We start from the raw sequence: 15,428 nt of genomic DNA, 5'->3' as shown, positions 1-15,428 counted from the left end.
TTCAAGCCGTCCGTTCGACCAGAAAATAGGCGAAGCGCTCGCCGTAGGCCACAAAGTTGAGCAAGTCGCCGCGCAGCCGCTCGGGATCGATCGCGCCCCCGGCCGCCGCCGTCTGGGCGCAGACCGCCGCCACCCAGCTTTCAATCAGCGTCTCCAACGGCTGCGGTCCTTCCCAGAGCGGCAGCAGACCGCGGGCGATGAGGCTATCGAGGGTGAATTCGCCGCCGCGCGGGGCGCGCAGGTAGCGGTTCATCTGAAAATCGCTGTTTTGTGCCAGGCTCGCCATCAAGTCCGCTTTGAGTTGTTCGGTGCAAAGCTGCGGATGCAGGTGAACGCGGGCGGCGGCCAGTTCTTCTGCGTTCCATCGGGCCGGAGGCCGATAAGGCCGGCCCCGGCCGGGGTGGGCGCACCAGAAGTCGATGAGCCGGTGGTTGCCGTGAAACAGTTCGTACAGGTGCAGCCGCACCTCAGGCGAAGCGGAGCGGTAGATCTGCGCAAACTGCGGCGGCAAGTCGGTGGGCTCTTTGAACAGGTTCACCAGTTCCCATTCCGGCCACTGCAGCATGCAGACAAACTCGAGATTTGCCTGGCGCAGCATCGCGAACAGCTCCGGGATCGTGAAACCTTTGTCGCCTTCGAGCAGATAGTTCATGGCGATCCACTCGGCGTAGCGGTGTTCCTCACCCGCGTAGCCCCAGCAACTCTGCTTAAGGAAGACCCGGTCGCCCAAAGACTCCATCACATCGCTCACCAGGGCGTAGCGCGCCTCTCCCTCGACCTTGCCCACGGCGTTCAGCAAGGCGAACGCCTGCTGGGCGCGAAAGAGCGGGGCGCGCTGGTGCCGGTCGTGCAGATTGGCGCGCAGGATGCCGTCCGGGGCGAGCGCCCCCGTGAGGGCGGCAAGCCCCACCCCCGGATCCGGCAGCAAATAGAGCACTTCGTCGCAGTTGATCAAGTCGAAATCCTCGCCCAGCTCCCCCACCCGCTCGATGGGCAGCGCGTGAAACTCGGCGCTTTTAAAGCCGTGAAAAGCGAGGCGCTCGCGGGCGACCGCCACCGAGCGCTCCGAGAGGTCGATACCGACGATGCGTGCCCCCGGATTGGCCTGGGCAAGGGCCAGGCTGGTGAAGCCGCTGCCGCACCCGGCATCGAGAATGCGTTTACCGGCACCCGAGACGACGCGCTGGTTGCGCAAGTAGTAGGGCGTCATCAAGTTGTGCAGGTAGAGTGCGTCGGCGTTATCGGCGTGGGTCGTTTCGAGGGGATAATTCGGATAGGGAGCCTGGTCGTAGTAGGCGCGAATCCCCGCTTCGCTGTCGAAGTTGGCGTTCATGGCAGGCGCTGTAGACACGGCATCATCGTCGCACGGCTTGCCGAGCCCCTAGGGGTAAGACGCTTTGCTCTTTTACTGTTTGTTAATTAACATAGAAGTGTAGGTTCATGAGAAACCCGTGACATCCTGGCGAGACCGATTGAACCGCATGACGGGCCGGACCCGCTTTGTGGTGTGCCGCCTGTTCATTCATCTGGCCGGCGAAGACGCCGCCCCGATGCTGGGAGTCCTCAACGAAGAGGGACGGCGGGCGGTGGCTGCCGACGGCGATATGGAGGTGTTGGGCGAGAGCCTGGCCAATATTGCCCAGGCACTGTTGCAGTACGACACCTACTGGCGCTCGGTGGCCAACGAGGGCGACGTGTTCTGGGAAGAAGGGCAGGCGGGTGACGAATTTAACGCCCTCTACACCGACTCGGCCCGCCGCTATCTGAGCGGTCCGGATCTCGAGGCGGCCACTCTCCCGGCGGATAAACCGCTGGCCCTGCCCGTCACCCGCAATCTGGTGGTGATGATCACCGTCGCCTTCGAAGGTGAATGCCCCGAACTCGAGAGCGATCTTTCGAGCGCCGAGGCGCTCGGCAAAGGGATCCAGGCGCTCATCAACCTGCACTACAACGGCCGGTTGCGCGCCCTTCAGGTGCACTTCTCCCCGGCCCAACTGGGCGACGAGCTGACTGCCGACCAGTTGCTGGTCAATTTCCCGGAGCTGGTTCCCATCTAAGAGCCCGCCCGCCACTTCCGTCCAGTTCATGTGACCCGTTCTCTATACACCTTGGCAAACGATGAAATCATCCGCTTCGCCTCTGCAAAAGTCCCTATCCGTGCTGCTGGCGCTGACGCTGACCCTGACCACCGTCGCCTGCGGCAGCAACCAGAGCGAGACCGCCGGCAACCGCCAGGGCGGTACCACCGCCACCGCGCCTCAAAAGCCCCTGGCCGACGGCCAGTATCCGCTCCAGCAGGCCAACTACAACGACGCCAGCGGCGAGTACAGCCTGCTGTTGCTCAACACCCCGCCCGGCAGCTCCTCCAGCCTGCGCACCGCCGAGTTGCAGATGGCGCAGCTGAGCGAAGAAGAGATCAAAGCCGGCAAGAAGAGCTACCTCAAAGTCGAAGGCGGCAAGCCGGTGCTCTATCTGACCCCGGACTCCAAGATCGGCTACGTCCACAACGTCACCGAGACCAAGGCCAATCCCCAGACCGGTGAGCAACAGACGGTGGTCGTCCGCCAGGAGTCGAGCTTCTGGACGCCCTTCGCCGCTTCGCTGGCCGGTGCGGCCATCGGCAACATGCTCTTTGCCCCCCGCTACTACATGCCTCCGGCCTACGCAGCGGGCGGTATGGCGGGCTACGGCGGCTACGGCAACACCTACGGCCAAGCGGTCAGCAACTACCAGACGCGCAACGGCGGTGCTCTGCCTGCCGCCACGCGCAATAGCCGCTCACTCGGCACCGGCGGCGGCTTTGGTTCCTCGGCGAGCCGTTCTCAGCGCACCAGCCCCAACTCCACCCGCTCCAGCGGTTCGGGCTTCGGCGGCAGCACGCTGCGCTCCACCGACCCGTCCAGCGGCGGCAGCACCGTCGATCGCTCCCGCAGCAGCAGCGGCTTCGGTAGCGGCCGGATGCGTGCCGGTGGCCGTCGCCGCTAAGACCCTTTCTTCTCAGAAGCGATAACGCTTATCCTCGGCCGTGCCCTCCAAGGCGCGGCCTTTTTTTGAGTTTGAACTCGATGGAATTATCCTGGTGCTCAGGACAAACTCGCTGGGGAACTCCATCCGATGACAGCGCCTTACAAACCGACGTTTTCTCCCTCACCCTCGCCGCCGCTGCCGTCGATGTATGATTTGTCGAGTGAGAATCCCGAGGAACCCGGTTTGCCCGATGAGTTTCACGATTGGCAGCCGCAACTTTTGAGTCAAACCTTCCGACCCGTAGCTTACCCGGAGGACCAGGTCTTCACGGCTGCGGACCTCAACTTGTACTACGACGTTCGCAACACCGGCTACTACAAGCGTCCCGACTGGTTCGCGGTGGTAGGAGTGCCTCGCCTGGTGGATGCCGGTCGGTTGAGCTATGTTATCTGGCGTGAAGGCCGCAATCCGATTGTGGTGGTGGAATTGCTCTCACCCAATACCCAGGAAGAAGACCAAGGCCAGACCCTACGCGGTCGGCAGCCACCCAGTAAGTGGGAAGTATACGAGAGCCTTCTGCGAGTACCGTACTACGTCCTGTTCAATCGCGAAGCGAATACCTTCCGGCTGTTCCGGTTGGAAGGCGCGACGTATCGGGAGCTGTTCCAGACCCGTCTGTGGATCGATGAGTTGCAGATCGGATTGGGTCTGTGGGAAGGGAAGTTCACCGGTATGGAACGCCAGTGGCTGCGCTGGTACGGTGCAAGCGGCGAATGGATTTTGACTCCCGAGGAGCGTGAACGGCAGCGGGCGGAACAGGCGGAGCAGCGAGCGCAGCAGGCGGAGCAACGAGCCGCGGCTCTGGTGGAACGACTGAGGGCGCTGGGAGTGGATCCGGACGCACTTTAATCCTAAGATGCTCTCGGAGCAACTTTCTGGCGATTTGGAGACCGCAGTTTGGGGACCATCAATTACGTCTTTGCCGACCACGCCGAAGAAGCGGAGTGGCGGCGCCTGCGGGCGATCGAGGAGTGCTTCGACCCTGCCACGTGCCGCCGGATAGCTCAGCTGGGAGTGAAACCCGGCTGGTCTTGTCTGGAGGTTGGCCCCGGTGCCGGTTCTGTGATGCGGTGGCTGGCCGAACAGGTGGAGGCGCAGGGCCGTGTCCTCGCTTTGGATATCCGGCCGCATTCGGCCCTGCGCCTAGTGCCTGCCAACGTGGAAGTTCGCCGGCAGGACATCGTGACATTGTCTGAGCATGAGATGTTTGACCTGATTCACACGCGCTATGTTCTGCTCCATATTCCGCGCTGGCAAGAAGCCTTGACTAACATGGTTCGTGCCCTCAGACCAGGCGGCTGGCTGCTTTTGGAAGAACCGGACTTTACGACGGCTGCGCCGCTACAACGGGAAGGAAATGATGCGGCAGCGGTAATGCGGGTGAACGAAGCGGTTCTGCGTATGTACACCGCCATGGGCATCGATCCGAGCTTTGGACGGCGGTTGCCGGTGCTCTGTCAGGATCTGGGTCTGGAGAATGTGGCGGCTGAAGCGGATCTGCCCCTGGTGCCGGGAGGTTCGGGTGTCGCCCGCATGATGGGTGTGTCATTGACGCATTTGACGGAACGCCTGGCTGCGACAGGTGCAGCAAACCAGGAAGATGTTGAACAGTACGCCCGGCTGGCTGGAGATCCAAAAGTCTGGGGGCTCTACTACACAACAATCGCTACTTGGGGGCAAAAACCGATGACTGGCTAGCTCTGGAGTGCGAATCCAGCGCTCTGCCGTGCCGGGCCAGGACAAGCAGCTTGCAAGTAGGCTCCGGCGGCTACAGAGTCCGAGAGGCGGAATCGCTGAAGTCCCTGGCTGCCAAACCGAACGCCCAAACCTAACCGTCGGCATCGCCGAGCAACGGCCAGAAGTGGCCTACCGGTCCCTGGCCGCGGCCAATCGCCAGGCTATGGCGCAGCGCGGCGGTGACGTAGGCTTTGGCTTGCACGATCGCCTCGCGCAGCGGAAGACCGAGGGCGAGGTTGGCGGCAATCGCCGCGGCCAGGGTGCAGCCGGTGCCATGGGTGTGAGGGGTGTCGATCGTATCGCCCGTCAGCACGACGCATTCGCCGCCGTCGTACCAGACATCCGTGCCGCGTCCGACCGCGAGGGCACCGCCTTTGATGAGCACGCTGCGTGCTCCAAGCTCTGCGATCCGGTAGGCAGCTATCTGCATATCGGCAATCGTTTCGATGGCGATCCCGCTTAGCAGCCGCGCCTCGTGCAAATTGGGCGTCACGAGGATCGCCAAAGGCAACAGTTTGCTCTTGAGTGCCACCACGGCGTCATCGTCGATGAGCTGGGCACCCGTGCGCGACACCATCACCGGGTCCACCACCAGATTCGGCAAAGGCAGCTCGACAGCCAGCCTGGCGACCCGGGCGATGATCCCGGCGTTCAGCAGCATGCCCGTCTTGACGGCATCCAGACCAATATCCCCGACCACCGCTTTGACTTGCAGGGCGACGAAATCGGGCTCCACCGGCACCACCCCCTGTACCTCGAGGGTGTTCTGGGCGGTCAGGCAGGTGACGGCGGACATGCCGTGCACTTTGTGAAAGGCGAAGGTGCGCAGGTCGGCCTGTAGACCCGCCCCGCCGCCCGAATCGGACCCGGCGATGGTGAGCGCGCGGGCGATCGTCACGCGAGCAGGGTTGTGAGCGCGGCGGTGAGAGTCGCCACCTTCTGCATCGCCTCCACGGTCATGACCATCACTAGTGCCCGGTCGGTCTGAGAAGCGATGGGCGAAAGGTCCTTGAGCTGGTGCTGCAGGTCGTCAATTTGTCGGCAGACCAGTTGCAATGTCTGGATCACCTCGCGTTGCTCCGGCCGCTGCACGCACTTGAGCTGGTCGCGGATTTCTGCCAGGCTCATGTGGCGGCCCCGCAGGTGCTTGATCAGGTCCAGCCGGTCGAGGGAGGTGGCCGGGTAATAGCGGTGCTGATGCGCGTCGGCGCGGTCGAGGGGCTCAAGCAACCCCTCGCGGGTGTAAAAGTCGATCGTACGGGGATTCACCTTCGCCAGGTGCGCCAACTCACCGATGCGGTAGCCCTTCTTGCGAACGTCCATTGCCGCTGTCCCTCTGAATGTCCCACCGGTTCCGAATCCGAATACCAGTATAAATTTCCGGCGAACAATCAGTGCAACAAACAGTACAATAGCCGATGAGGCGGCAACAGCACGCAATTGACTTGAGTGCGAAACTGAAAAACCGTGGTGGGGCAATGGCCTGTAAGATTGAGAGGGGTGCGACCGCTGCAACCATCTTTCCCAGACGGCAGGTACGATGATTGAGCAACTGGCGGAGTCCATTCAACACTTTCTTGAGTCCAACGGTCCACTCGGTTACCTGCTGATCGCGGGAATCATCTTTCTTGAAAATTCCGGCTTGCCTCTGCCCGGTGAGACGACGCTGATCCTGGCTTCGGTGCTCGCTTCTAAGGAGATCCTCGCCTTTCCGCTGGTGCTGATTGCAGCCATCTGCGGCGCCATCTTGGGCGACAACATGGGCTACTTCATCGGTCGGCGCTTCGGGCGCGACTTGGTGCTCAAGTATGGCAAAGTCTTTGGGCTGACCCAGGACAAGTTCGACCGCGCCGAGGCAGCTTTTTTGAAAAACAGCGCCTGGGCGGTGTTTATTGGACGGTTTATCGTGCTGTTGCGCATCCTGGCGGGTCCTCTGGCGGGGATCACCCGCATGCCCTGGCCGAAGTTTGTGCTTTTTAATGCGATGGGCGCGTTCGCCTGGGGCGGGGCGATCGGCACTGCCGCTTACTTTTTTGGGGTGGCGGTGCTCAAGTTTTTTGAGGGCATCGGTATCTGGGGGCTGATTTTGTTGGTGGTCGCCATCATCGCCTTTGGGGTCGTCCGCCACTTCATGGACGAGCGCGCCGAGCACAAAGCCGCCAAAAAAGCCAAGGTTGAGCCGGAGCAGACCACCACCACCCGTTAGTAACGTTCCGGCCGACAAAGATTTGCCGCGACTGAGAGTGGGGTTCGCCTTTTGCAAGCCCACTTTACTCCGCCGGGGTGAGCACTGACTCGCTGCGGGCTACGGGCGAATCTTTTTCAGACGGGGGCACCACCTGCCAAAACAGGGGCAGATGTGCTTCCCAGTTTTCGAGAATCCGCCGGGCCAGGTCACTGTCGGTCTTGCGGTAGTGGTCCTGGATGAGGCCGAGCAGTTGGGCTTCGCCCGCACCTCGGGGAACGCGCTGCAGCACTTTGTCGCTGTCGAGGTTGACGTGGGCGCGCAGGCTGTCGTCGGCGTCGAACACATAGGCGATGCCGCCGGTCATGCCCGCCCCGAAGTTACGGCCCACCGGGCCGAGTACAACGACCACACCACCCGTCATGTACTCGCAGCCGTGATCGCCGCAGCCTTCGACGACGGCGGTCGCCAGCGAGTTACGCACGGCAAAACGCTCGCCCGCCTGGCCGTTGGCAAACAGCGCCCCGCCCGTCGCCCCGTACAGGCAGGTGTTGCCGATGATCACGTTGCGGTGGGGTTCGTAGCGGGCGCCTGCAAAGGGCCGAATCAGAATTTCACCGCCGTTCATGCCCTTGCCCACGTAGTCGTTGGCCTCGCCGGTGAGTACGAGAGTCATCCCCTGCAGGTTGAAGGCGCCGAAGCTCTGGCCCGCTGAGCCGCTAAAGACCAGCACCAGTTCGCCCCCAAAGCCGGTGTCGCCGTACAGTCCGGCGATCCGGCCGCTCACGCGCGCTCCCACCGATCGGTCGGTGTTGAGCACCGGGAAAAACTTGTGGACCTGACCGTGGTGGGCGATGGCCCACTCGATTTCGGGATCTTGCAAGATCAAGTCATCCAGCACCGGCCCGTTGCCGTGGGCACACTCGCTGTGGGCAAGCCAGTCGCGACCGGCATGCTCCGGACCGCCCAGCAGGCTGGTCAGATCCAGCCGCGCAGTCTTGGCCAGGGGCACCTCGCGCTCGATAAGCAGGTCCACCCGGCCCATCACTTCCTCCAGACTCCGGTAACCGAGGGAGGCGAGGAGCGAACGCACCTCTTCGGCGATGAACCAGAAGAAATTGACGACGTGTTCCGGTAAGCCGTCGAAGCGGCGGCGCAACTCGGGGTTCTGGGTGGCGACCCCCTTGGGGCAGGTGTTGAGGTGGCAGACGCGGGCCATGATACACCCCTCGGCGATCATGGCAATCGAGCCGAAGCCGTATTCCTCGGCACCGAGCATCGCCGCCTGCACCACTTCGTAGCCGGTGCGCAGGCCCCCATCCACGCGCAGGGTCACCCGGTCGCGCAACTGGTTGGCCAGCAGCACCTGATGCACTTCGGTGAGCCCCAGTTCCCAGGGCACCCCCGCGTGCTTGATCGAACTGAGCGGGGAAGCGCCCGTGCCGCCCTCGTGGCCTGAGATTTGGATGACATCGGCGTTGGCCTTGGCCACCCCGGCGGCGATCGTGCCGATGCCCACTTCGGCCACCAACTTCACCGAGACGAACGCCTTGGGGTTGATCTGGTGCAGATCGAAGATCAACTGGGCCAGATCTTCGATCGAGTAGATGTCGTGGTGGGGCGGGGGTGAGATGAGCGAGACGCCGGGCTTCGAGCGGCGCAGCGTGGCGATGTAGTGATCGACTTTGTGGCCGGGCAGTTGGCCGCCTTCGCCGGGTTTGGCCCCCTGGGCGATCTTGATTTCCAGTTGGCGGGCACTTGCCAGATACTCGGGGGTGACGCCGAAGCGGCCGCTCGCCACCTGCTTGATGGCGGAACTGGCCGAATCGCCGTTGCGTAGACCCACAATGCCCGGCAGCGACGGCGAAGTCGTGTCGGGCAGGACGTCGGTGAGCGGCTTGAAGCGGACCGGGTCTTCGCCCCCTTCGCCGGAATTGGATTTGCCGCCGATGCGGTTCATGGCGATGGCGAGCACTTCGTGGGCCTCACGCCCGAGGGCTCCCAGGGACATGCCCCCGGTGCAGAAGCGGTGCAGGATGCTCTCGACGGATTCGACCGCTTCGAGGGCAATCGGGGAGCGATCGCTTTTAAATTCGAGCAAGTCGCGCAGGGCGGCGGGCGGGCGGGAGCGAATCTGATCGATATATTCGCCGTAGAGCCGTTCGCGCTCGGCCCCGGCGCGCTCGGGCAGTTTGATGGCGGCGTGCAGCGCCTTGACCATCTTTGGATTGTTGATGTGAAATTCGCCCCCCGGCCGGTAGGTGATCAGGCCGTAGTTGACCAGTTTCTGGGCGGAGACATCCGGATAGGCGGCGATGTGAAACTGCAGCGCCTCGCGGGCAATGTCGGCAAAACCCATGCCGCCCACCCGGGAGATGGTGCCGCAGAAAGCTTTGCCGATCACCGGGGCACCGATGCCGATTGCTTCGAAGATCTGGGCGCCCGAGTAGCTGCTGAGTAGCGAAATGCCCATTTTGGAGAGGATCTTGAGAATGCCCGCCTCGACGGAGCAGACATAATTTTGCTGCAGCCGGGTGACGCTTTGATCTTCGATTTTGCCGTTGCGCACCAGTTCGCGGGTGGTGGGGGCCGCCCACCAGTTGCGAATCGTTTCAAAAGCCAGGTAGGGACAGACCGCACTGGCGCCGTAGCCGAAGAGACAGGCAAAGTGATGGGTACTCCAGCACTGGGCGGTCTCGACCACCAGCGACGCGCGCAACCGCAGGCCGACGGCGATCAGGTGGTGGTGGATGGCTCCCACGGCCAGAAGCGGCGGCAGGGTGGCCCGCTCGCCGCCAAGGGCGCGATCGCTCAAAATCAGGACGCTCGCGCCTGAGCGCACCGCCTGCTCGGCCTCGGCGCACAGCGCCTCCAGGCGCTTTTCGAGCGCTTCGGTGCCCTCGTCGAGTGCAAAGACCAGTGCGAGCGTCCGGGAGTTGAACGGTGCATCGAGGGAGCGCAGCTCGGCCAGTTGGTTTTCGTTGAGAATCGGGCTGGTGAGCCGCAACAGCCGGGCAAATTCGGGTTTTTCTTCAAGCCAGCTGCCGCGCGGCCCCAGGTACATCTCCAGCGACATCACCAGCCCTTCGCGGATGGGGTCGATGGGCGGGTTGGTCACCTGGGCAAAGCGCTGCTTGAAGTAATCGTACAAAAGCCGCTCCTTTTGGGAGAGCACCGCGAGGGGCGTGTCGTCGCCCATCGACATCACTGGCTCTTTACCCGCCTGGGCCATGGGCAAAATAACGCGCTCGACGTCTTCGAGGGTGTAGCCGGTGGCGCGCTGGCGGACCAGCAGATCGTGAGTGTCGAGCTGCGGGCCGTCCAGATAGGGCTGGGCTTCGAGGGTCTGCCGGTGACGGGTCACCCACTCGCGGTAGGGCTGCCGTCGGCTCACTTTTTGTTTGATGTCCCAGTTTTTGAGAATTTCGCCCGATTCGAGATCGACGGCGATCATCTGGCCGGGGCCGAGGCGCCCCTTTTCGATCACCCGTTCGAGGGGCACATCGACCACCCCCGCCTCCGAAGCGACGATCACCAGACCGTCGTCGGTGATCGCGTAGCGGGCGGGCCTGAGGCCGTTGCGATCGAGGGTTGCCCCCACCTGCACCCCATCGGAGAAGACCACCAGCGCCGGGCCGTCCCAGGATTCCTGCAGGGGGCCGTGGTACTGATAGAAACCGGCCACCTCCGGAAAGTCGGCGAGCGCCGGCTGGTTGTCGTAGGCCTCCGGCACCAGCATCATCATCGAATGCAGCGGGTCGCGCCCCGAGCGGACCAACAGTTCAAAGGCATTGTCGAGGGAAGCCGAGTCGGAACCTTCCAGCTCCAGAATGGGCTTGAGCTTCTCGATGCGCCCGCCCCACAGTTCGCTTTTCAAATCCGGCTCGCGCGCGCTCATCCAGTTGCGGTTGCCCAGGACGGTGTTGATTTCGCCGTTGTGTCCGAGCAGCCGCAGCGGCTGCGCGAGCGGCCAGCGCGGAAAGGTGTTGGTCGAGAATCGGCGGTGATAAAGGACAAAAGTGCTCTCGAAGCGCTCATCCAGCAGATCTTCGTAGAAGCGTCCGAGCACCTCCGAGCGCACCATGCCCTTGTAGACAATCGTCCGGCACGAGAGCGAAGCAAAGTGAAAATCGCGCGCCACCTCCCGGGCAAAGCCTTGATCGATGCTCGAGCGGATGGCCTTGCGCGCCAGATACAGCTTGCGTTCGCGCTCGGTGGGCGGGCAGGGGTGTTCAGATTCGAGGATGACCTGGAGGATGTCCGGCCGGGTCGAAGCTGCCTGCAGGCCGAGGTGATCGGGGCGGACGGGCACCGGCCGCCAACCTACCACCCGAAAGCCTTCATCCGCGAAGCGCTCCGTGGCGATGGCCCGGCAGCGCTGCTGGATCTGTGCGTCGCGCGGCAAGAAGAGCATGCCCACCGCCCGCCGGTCGGGGTCGGGCGTGGCCAGACCGGACCCGGCGCACCAGGCGTCGATGATCGACCAGGGAACCGCACTGAGCAAACCGGCGCCGTCGCCGGAGTCGCGGTCGGCGCCGCAGCCGCCCCGGTGCTCCAAACAGGTGACCGCTTCAAGTGCCCGGACGATCAGATCGTGGCTGGCTCGACCGCGGCTGTCGGCCAAAAAGCCGACGCCGCAGGCGTCGTGTTCGTGCATCAATTCGTCTGCAAACCAATTGGGATCGATCATGTCGGACGCTCGGTGGAACTAATCGTATGAACTTTGCTGACAGCGCTTCCCCGCCGGATTGAGACGCTTCACTACCAGCGTAGACAAAGCCGCGTCGTTCCTGGCGACAGGGTGCATTTTATTTTATGCACCCGCGCTTAACTATTCAACGAAATGCCCGCCCGGCGGCGGTTCATCGAACAAATTCTTTTGGACCACCAGGCGCACCGGGGCGAAGCTGCGCCGGTGCAGAGGGGTAACTCCCAATCGAGCCAGCGCTTCGCGGTGAAAGGCGGTACCGTAACCGGCGTTGGTGGCCCAACCGAAGCCCGCAAAGCGCCGGTCCAGCCGCTCCATCCACCGATCGCGGGTCACCTTGGCCACGATCGAAGCGGCGGCAATACTGAGGCTGGTGCGGTCTCCACCGACGATGGCGGTCTGGGTGATTCCCAGTTCGGCCACCGGCAACCCGTCCACCAGGACATGCTCGACCGGGGCCACCCGGTGCAGGGCGCGGCCCATGGCAAGGGCGGTCGCCCGCAAGATATTGAGCCGGTCGATCTCGCCCACGGAGGCGCTGCCGATGCCCACCGCCGATGCCAGGGCCAGGATGCGCTCGTGGAGCGCTTCGCGGCGGGGGCGATCGAGCAACTTCGAATCGGTGATCCCGGCGAGGGCCGCAAGGGGTATATCCGGCGGCAACACCACCGCCGCCGCCACCACACAACCGGCCAGGGCACCGCGGCCGACCTCGTCCACCCCCGCCAGACGGCGGATGCCCGCCGCCCATAGGGCGCGCTCGCGCTCCAGCGAAGGCAGGGGAGTCTGAGACGGCCGCTTGATGTTATTCCTCCGGATTGGCGGGAACCGGCTCCGGGGTGTTCTGCGCCTCGGGGGCTTTGCTGCGGGTGGTGCGGCGGCGGCGGCGGCGGCGCGGATCGCCCTCGCCCTCCTCGCCCCCTTCGTCTTCGGGTTTGTCGGGACTGGGCGGCCGGACCGAGAGGATCGAGGTGTTGCCCGAGGTGATGGCCGGACCGCTCAACAGCTCGGCGGGCAGCCCCATGTAGGCGAGCACTTCCTGCTCGGCGGCAGGGATGTGGTCGATGGGCATCTCGGGCGCTTCGATCGGAGGCTGCGTCGGTTGGGCGCCTTCGTCGTGGCGATCTTCGTAGCCGCCGTAGCCTGGCATCGAAGGCGCTGCCTCCGCCGGTTCGGCCTCGGGCGCACGGGCGGCCGGCGAAGGCGGGGACGCGCCGGGAACCGGTTCGCCCGTCTCGATCGCGGGACGTCCCAGGCCCTCCTCCGGCCCGCCGCGGCCGTTGCCGCCCCGGCCGCGGCGGCGGCGGTTGCGTCCACCGGCGGTTCCGCCCGGGGCACCGTTGCCGGCCGGCGGTGGCGCCGCCGGTCGGCGCTCCATCGGCAGGCGGCGCCGGTCGTTGCGAAAAACCGGATGGGCCGTGAGGTCGAGATCCGACGATTCTTCCTCTTCGTACTCGCCGCCGGCCCCGGCCCCGGCAAATCCTTCACCTTCGAAGCCTTCCAGTTCCTCGGCGGACGGGGCAAAGGTGGGTAGAGCCTCGGTGCCTGGCTCGTGGCGAGTGCCGGGCAGGTGGGTGGTGATGCCGAGGCCGTCGCAGGTGGGGCAGGGCTTGCCGAAGATCTCGTAGATGCTCTGGCCCTGACGCTTGCGGGTGATCTCGACAAGGCCCAGTTCGGTGAGCTGAGCGATCTGCGGGCGCGACTTGTCGGCTTTGAGCGCCTTGGAGAAGTGCTCCAGCACCTGCAACTGGTCGCGGCGCGCGTCCATGTCGATAAAGTCGATGATGATGATGCCCGCGATGTTGCGCAACCGCAGTTGGCGGGCGATTTCGGTGGCCGCCTCGCAGTTGGTCCACAGCACCGTCTCGCGTGAAGTCGCCGAGCGGGTGAAGGAACCGGAGTTGACGTCGATCACCGTGAGCGCCTCGGTGGGCTCGATGATGATGTAACCGCCGGAGGGCAAATCGACGCGGGGCCGCAGCGCCTCGCGAATTGCCGCGTTGACCCGAAAGTAATCGAGAATCGAACTGGGCTCGCGGTGGTGCTCGACGTAGACGCCCTGGGGCATGCGCCCGCCGTTCCAGTTGAGCAGGTGCTGCTTGACACGCTTGACCCCGACGTGGGAATCCACCACGATGCGGTTGACCTGGGCGCCGTAGGCGTCGCGCAAGATGCGTTGAATAAAGTCCTCGTCGCGGTTGAGCAAGGCCGGAGCCCGGGTCTCGGCGGTCTGCTTCTGAATTTTCTCCCACTGCTTGAGCAGGCTTTCGAGATCTTCGAGAACGCCCTGCTCGTCCATGCCGGCCGCCTCGGTACGCACCAGCAGGCCCATGCCCGGGGGTTTGATGAGCACCGCCAGGGCACGCAGGCGATTGCGCTCGTCGTCGTCGCGGATGCGCCGCGAGAGGTTGACGCCCCGGCCGAAGGGCATCAACACCAAAAAGCGTCCCGGCAGGCTGACGTTGCCGGTCAAGCGCGGACCTTTGTTGCCGGTGGGCTCCTTCATCACCTGGACGAGCACTTTTTGCTGGGGGGTGACCAGTTCGCTAATCGAAGCGGAGGAGCGGCGCAACCGGATCTGACCGAGGTCGGTGACGTGGATGAAGCCGTTGCGTTCGGGATTGCCGATGTTGACGAAAGCGGCGTCGATGCTGGGCAGCACGTTCTCAACGATGCCCAGGTAAATGTCTCCGACCTGGTGGTTGCCGGAGGCGACGATGAGTTCTTGAATTTGATCTTCTGCAAATACCGCCGCCAGACGGTATTGTTCCGCGATGATGATTTGCTTGGGCATAGGACTCCTTGTGAAAAGTGACGGCACCTTCAGTCCGTCACAGCAGCAGGCAATTGGGCTCATTTCGCGAGGTACTAAACAGCCTGGCAGCGATGTGCCAAAAAACGGGAGAGGACAGCGCAAGCGTCGCACTCCAAAAAACGCTGATTCGGCAAAGTTGTCCAGAATGTAGTCGAAGCGCAGCTGATATTCGGCAGAATATCATCAGCAAGCCCGGAAGGTTCGCTCTGGCAAGCATCCGACCACCGCGATTATACCGTCAACCCTGCCCGAACCGTAAGGCCAAACCCCAAATTCTCCACCGGTCTCGGGGGCGTTTGCTTCAATAGATAGCAGCGCGCCAAAACGCAACGTGCAGCAATGGCTTGAGATCGGCAAAGTCGTCGCTGCCCAGGGTCTGCGCGGCGAGGTGCGCGTGCAGCCGGCGACGGACTTTGCCGAGCGGCTCACCCGCCCGGGAGCGCGCCTGGTGGGCCGCTCGCTCGACGATGGCCGGGTGTTCCGATTGCAAAGTGGCCGGGCTATACCGGGGAAGGATCTGTTTGTCTGCCGCTTCGAGGGTGTCGAGGAGCGCAACGCCGCCGAAAAGCTGGTGGGCTCCACCCTCTGGATCGGCGCCGCCGAGCGGCCGGTGCTGGCTGCGGGCGAATTCTGGCTGCCGGATCTGATGGGAGTGAGGGTATTTCGTCAGGATACCGGTGAAGCAATCGGTGAGGTCAGTGATATGACGCGGGCGGGCAATGATTTGCTGGTCATTCGATTGAGCGGCGGGAAGACAGTGATGGTGCCCTTTGTCCATGCACTGGTGCCGGTGGTCGATCTGGAAGCGGGGCGCATCGAGGTGGTTGCGATACCGGGTCTGCTCGATCCGGAGGCGGCGGAAGCCGACGAAGCGTAAAATTGCCGCTGCCGGAGGCCAGGCGCCCCGGTCTTGGGCGGCATGTCAACGAATGCCAAAATTTTGTATCGAATCGGAC

Annotated in this window: 12 protein-coding genes; 6 read left to right on the top strand and 6 right to left on the bottom strand. The window is 63.7% G+C overall.

Going from position 1 to position 15,428, the window contains the following annotated elements:
• Position 1 precedes the first annotated feature (1 nt).
• A complete protein-coding gene (locus GLL_RS07895; RefSeq protein WP_164928800.1) occupies positions 2–1,333 on the bottom strand; it encodes a class I SAM-dependent methyltransferase in 1,332 nt (443 codons plus the stop codon).
• A 118-nt stretch (positions 1,334–1,451) separates the two neighbouring features.
• Here GLL_RS07895 and GLL_RS07890 point away from each other — a divergent pair, with 118 nt between their 5' ends.
• The 4 genes from GLL_RS07890 (at position 1,452) to GLL_RS07875 (ending at position 4,725) form a co-directional block, all read left to right on the top strand.
• On the top strand, positions 1,452–2,057 hold the full coding sequence (locus GLL_RS07890) for a DUF1517 domain-containing protein (protein WP_011141514.1): 606 nt from the start codon (positions 1,452–1,454) through the stop codon (positions 2,055–2,057).
• A 61-nt stretch (positions 2,058–2,118) separates the two neighbouring features.
• Positions 2,119–2,985: a hypothetical protein gene (locus GLL_RS07885; RefSeq protein ID WP_011141513.1), complete on the top strand. Its 867-nt coding sequence runs from the start codon at positions 2,119–2,121 to the stop codon at positions 2,983–2,985.
• Positions 2,986–3,114: 129 nt separating this feature from the next.
• The gene (locus tag GLL_RS07880) at positions 3,115–3,876 is read left to right on the top strand and encodes a Uma2 family endonuclease (protein ID WP_011141512.1); all 762 of its coding nucleotides are present in this window, start codon (positions 3,115–3,117) and stop codon (positions 3,874–3,876) included.
• A 48-nt stretch (positions 3,877–3,924) separates the two neighbouring features.
• Positions 3,925–4,725, top strand: coding sequence for a class I SAM-dependent methyltransferase (locus GLL_RS07875; RefSeq protein WP_164928799.1), 801 nt, complete (start codon positions 3,925–3,927; stop codon positions 4,723–4,725).
• 130 nt (positions 4,726–4,855) lie between these two features.
• On the opposite strand, the gene thiD is transcribed toward GLL_RS07875, so the two are convergent.
• On the bottom strand, positions 4,856–5,662 hold the full coding sequence (thiD, locus tag GLL_RS07870; RefSeq protein ID WP_011141510.1) for a bifunctional hydroxymethylpyrimidine kinase/phosphomethylpyrimidine kinase: 807 nt from the start codon (positions 5,660–5,662) through the stop codon (positions 4,856–4,858).
• Positions 5,659–6,087 (bottom strand): MerR family transcriptional regulator, encoded by a 429-nt coding sequence (locus tag GLL_RS07865; protein WP_164928798.1) that lies wholly within the window; start codon positions 6,085–6,087, stop codon positions 5,659–5,661. The genes thiD and GLL_RS07865 overlap by 4 nt, the downstream gene beginning before the upstream one ends.
• 217 nt (positions 6,088–6,304) lie before the next feature.
• Here GLL_RS07865 and GLL_RS07860 point away from each other — a divergent pair, with 217 nt between their 5' ends.
• The gene (locus GLL_RS07860; RefSeq protein ID WP_011141508.1) at positions 6,305–6,970 is read left to right on the top strand and encodes a DedA family protein; all 666 of its coding nucleotides are present in this window, start codon (positions 6,305–6,307) and stop codon (positions 6,968–6,970) included.
• 64 nt (positions 6,971–7,034) lie between these two features.
• On the opposite strand, the gene GLL_RS07855 is transcribed toward GLL_RS07860, so the two are convergent.
• From GLL_RS07855 to GLL_RS07845, 3 genes are all read right to left on the bottom strand, one after another.
• Positions 7,035–11,639 (bottom strand): glutamate synthase-related protein, encoded by a 4,605-nt coding sequence (locus GLL_RS07855; RefSeq protein WP_011141507.1) that lies wholly within the window; start codon positions 11,637–11,639, stop codon positions 7,035–7,037.
• Between the two features lie 141 nt (positions 11,640–11,780).
• Positions 11,781–12,377 (bottom strand): ribonuclease HII, encoded by a 597-nt coding sequence (locus GLL_RS07850; protein ID WP_011141506.1) that lies wholly within the window; start codon positions 12,375–12,377, stop codon positions 11,781–11,783.
• Positions 12,378–12,462: 85 nt separating this feature from the next.
• Positions 12,463–14,451, bottom strand: a complete 1,989-nt coding sequence (locus tag GLL_RS07845; RefSeq protein ID WP_011141505.1) for an Rne/Rng family ribonuclease — start codon at positions 14,449–14,451, stop codon at positions 12,463–12,465.
• Positions 14,452–14,803: 352 nt separating this feature from the next.
• Between GLL_RS07845 and rimM the strand changes: the two genes are divergently transcribed.
• Positions 14,804–15,349 carry a ribosome maturation factor RimM gene (gene rimM, locus GLL_RS07840; protein WP_011141504.1) on the top strand — a complete coding sequence of 182 codons (546 nt, stop codon included), beginning with the start codon at positions 14,804–14,806 and terminating at the stop codon, positions 15,347–15,349.
• Positions 15,350–15,428: the final 79 nt, after the last annotated feature.

It is taken from the genome of Gloeobacter violaceus PCC 7421 (genome assembly GCF_000011385.1).
In the GTDB taxonomy this organism is placed as follows: Bacteria; Cyanobacteriota; Cyanobacteriia; order Gloeobacterales; family Gloeobacteraceae; genus Gloeobacter; species Gloeobacter violaceus.
This window is presented reverse-complemented; position numbering and strand designations above follow the sequence as displayed.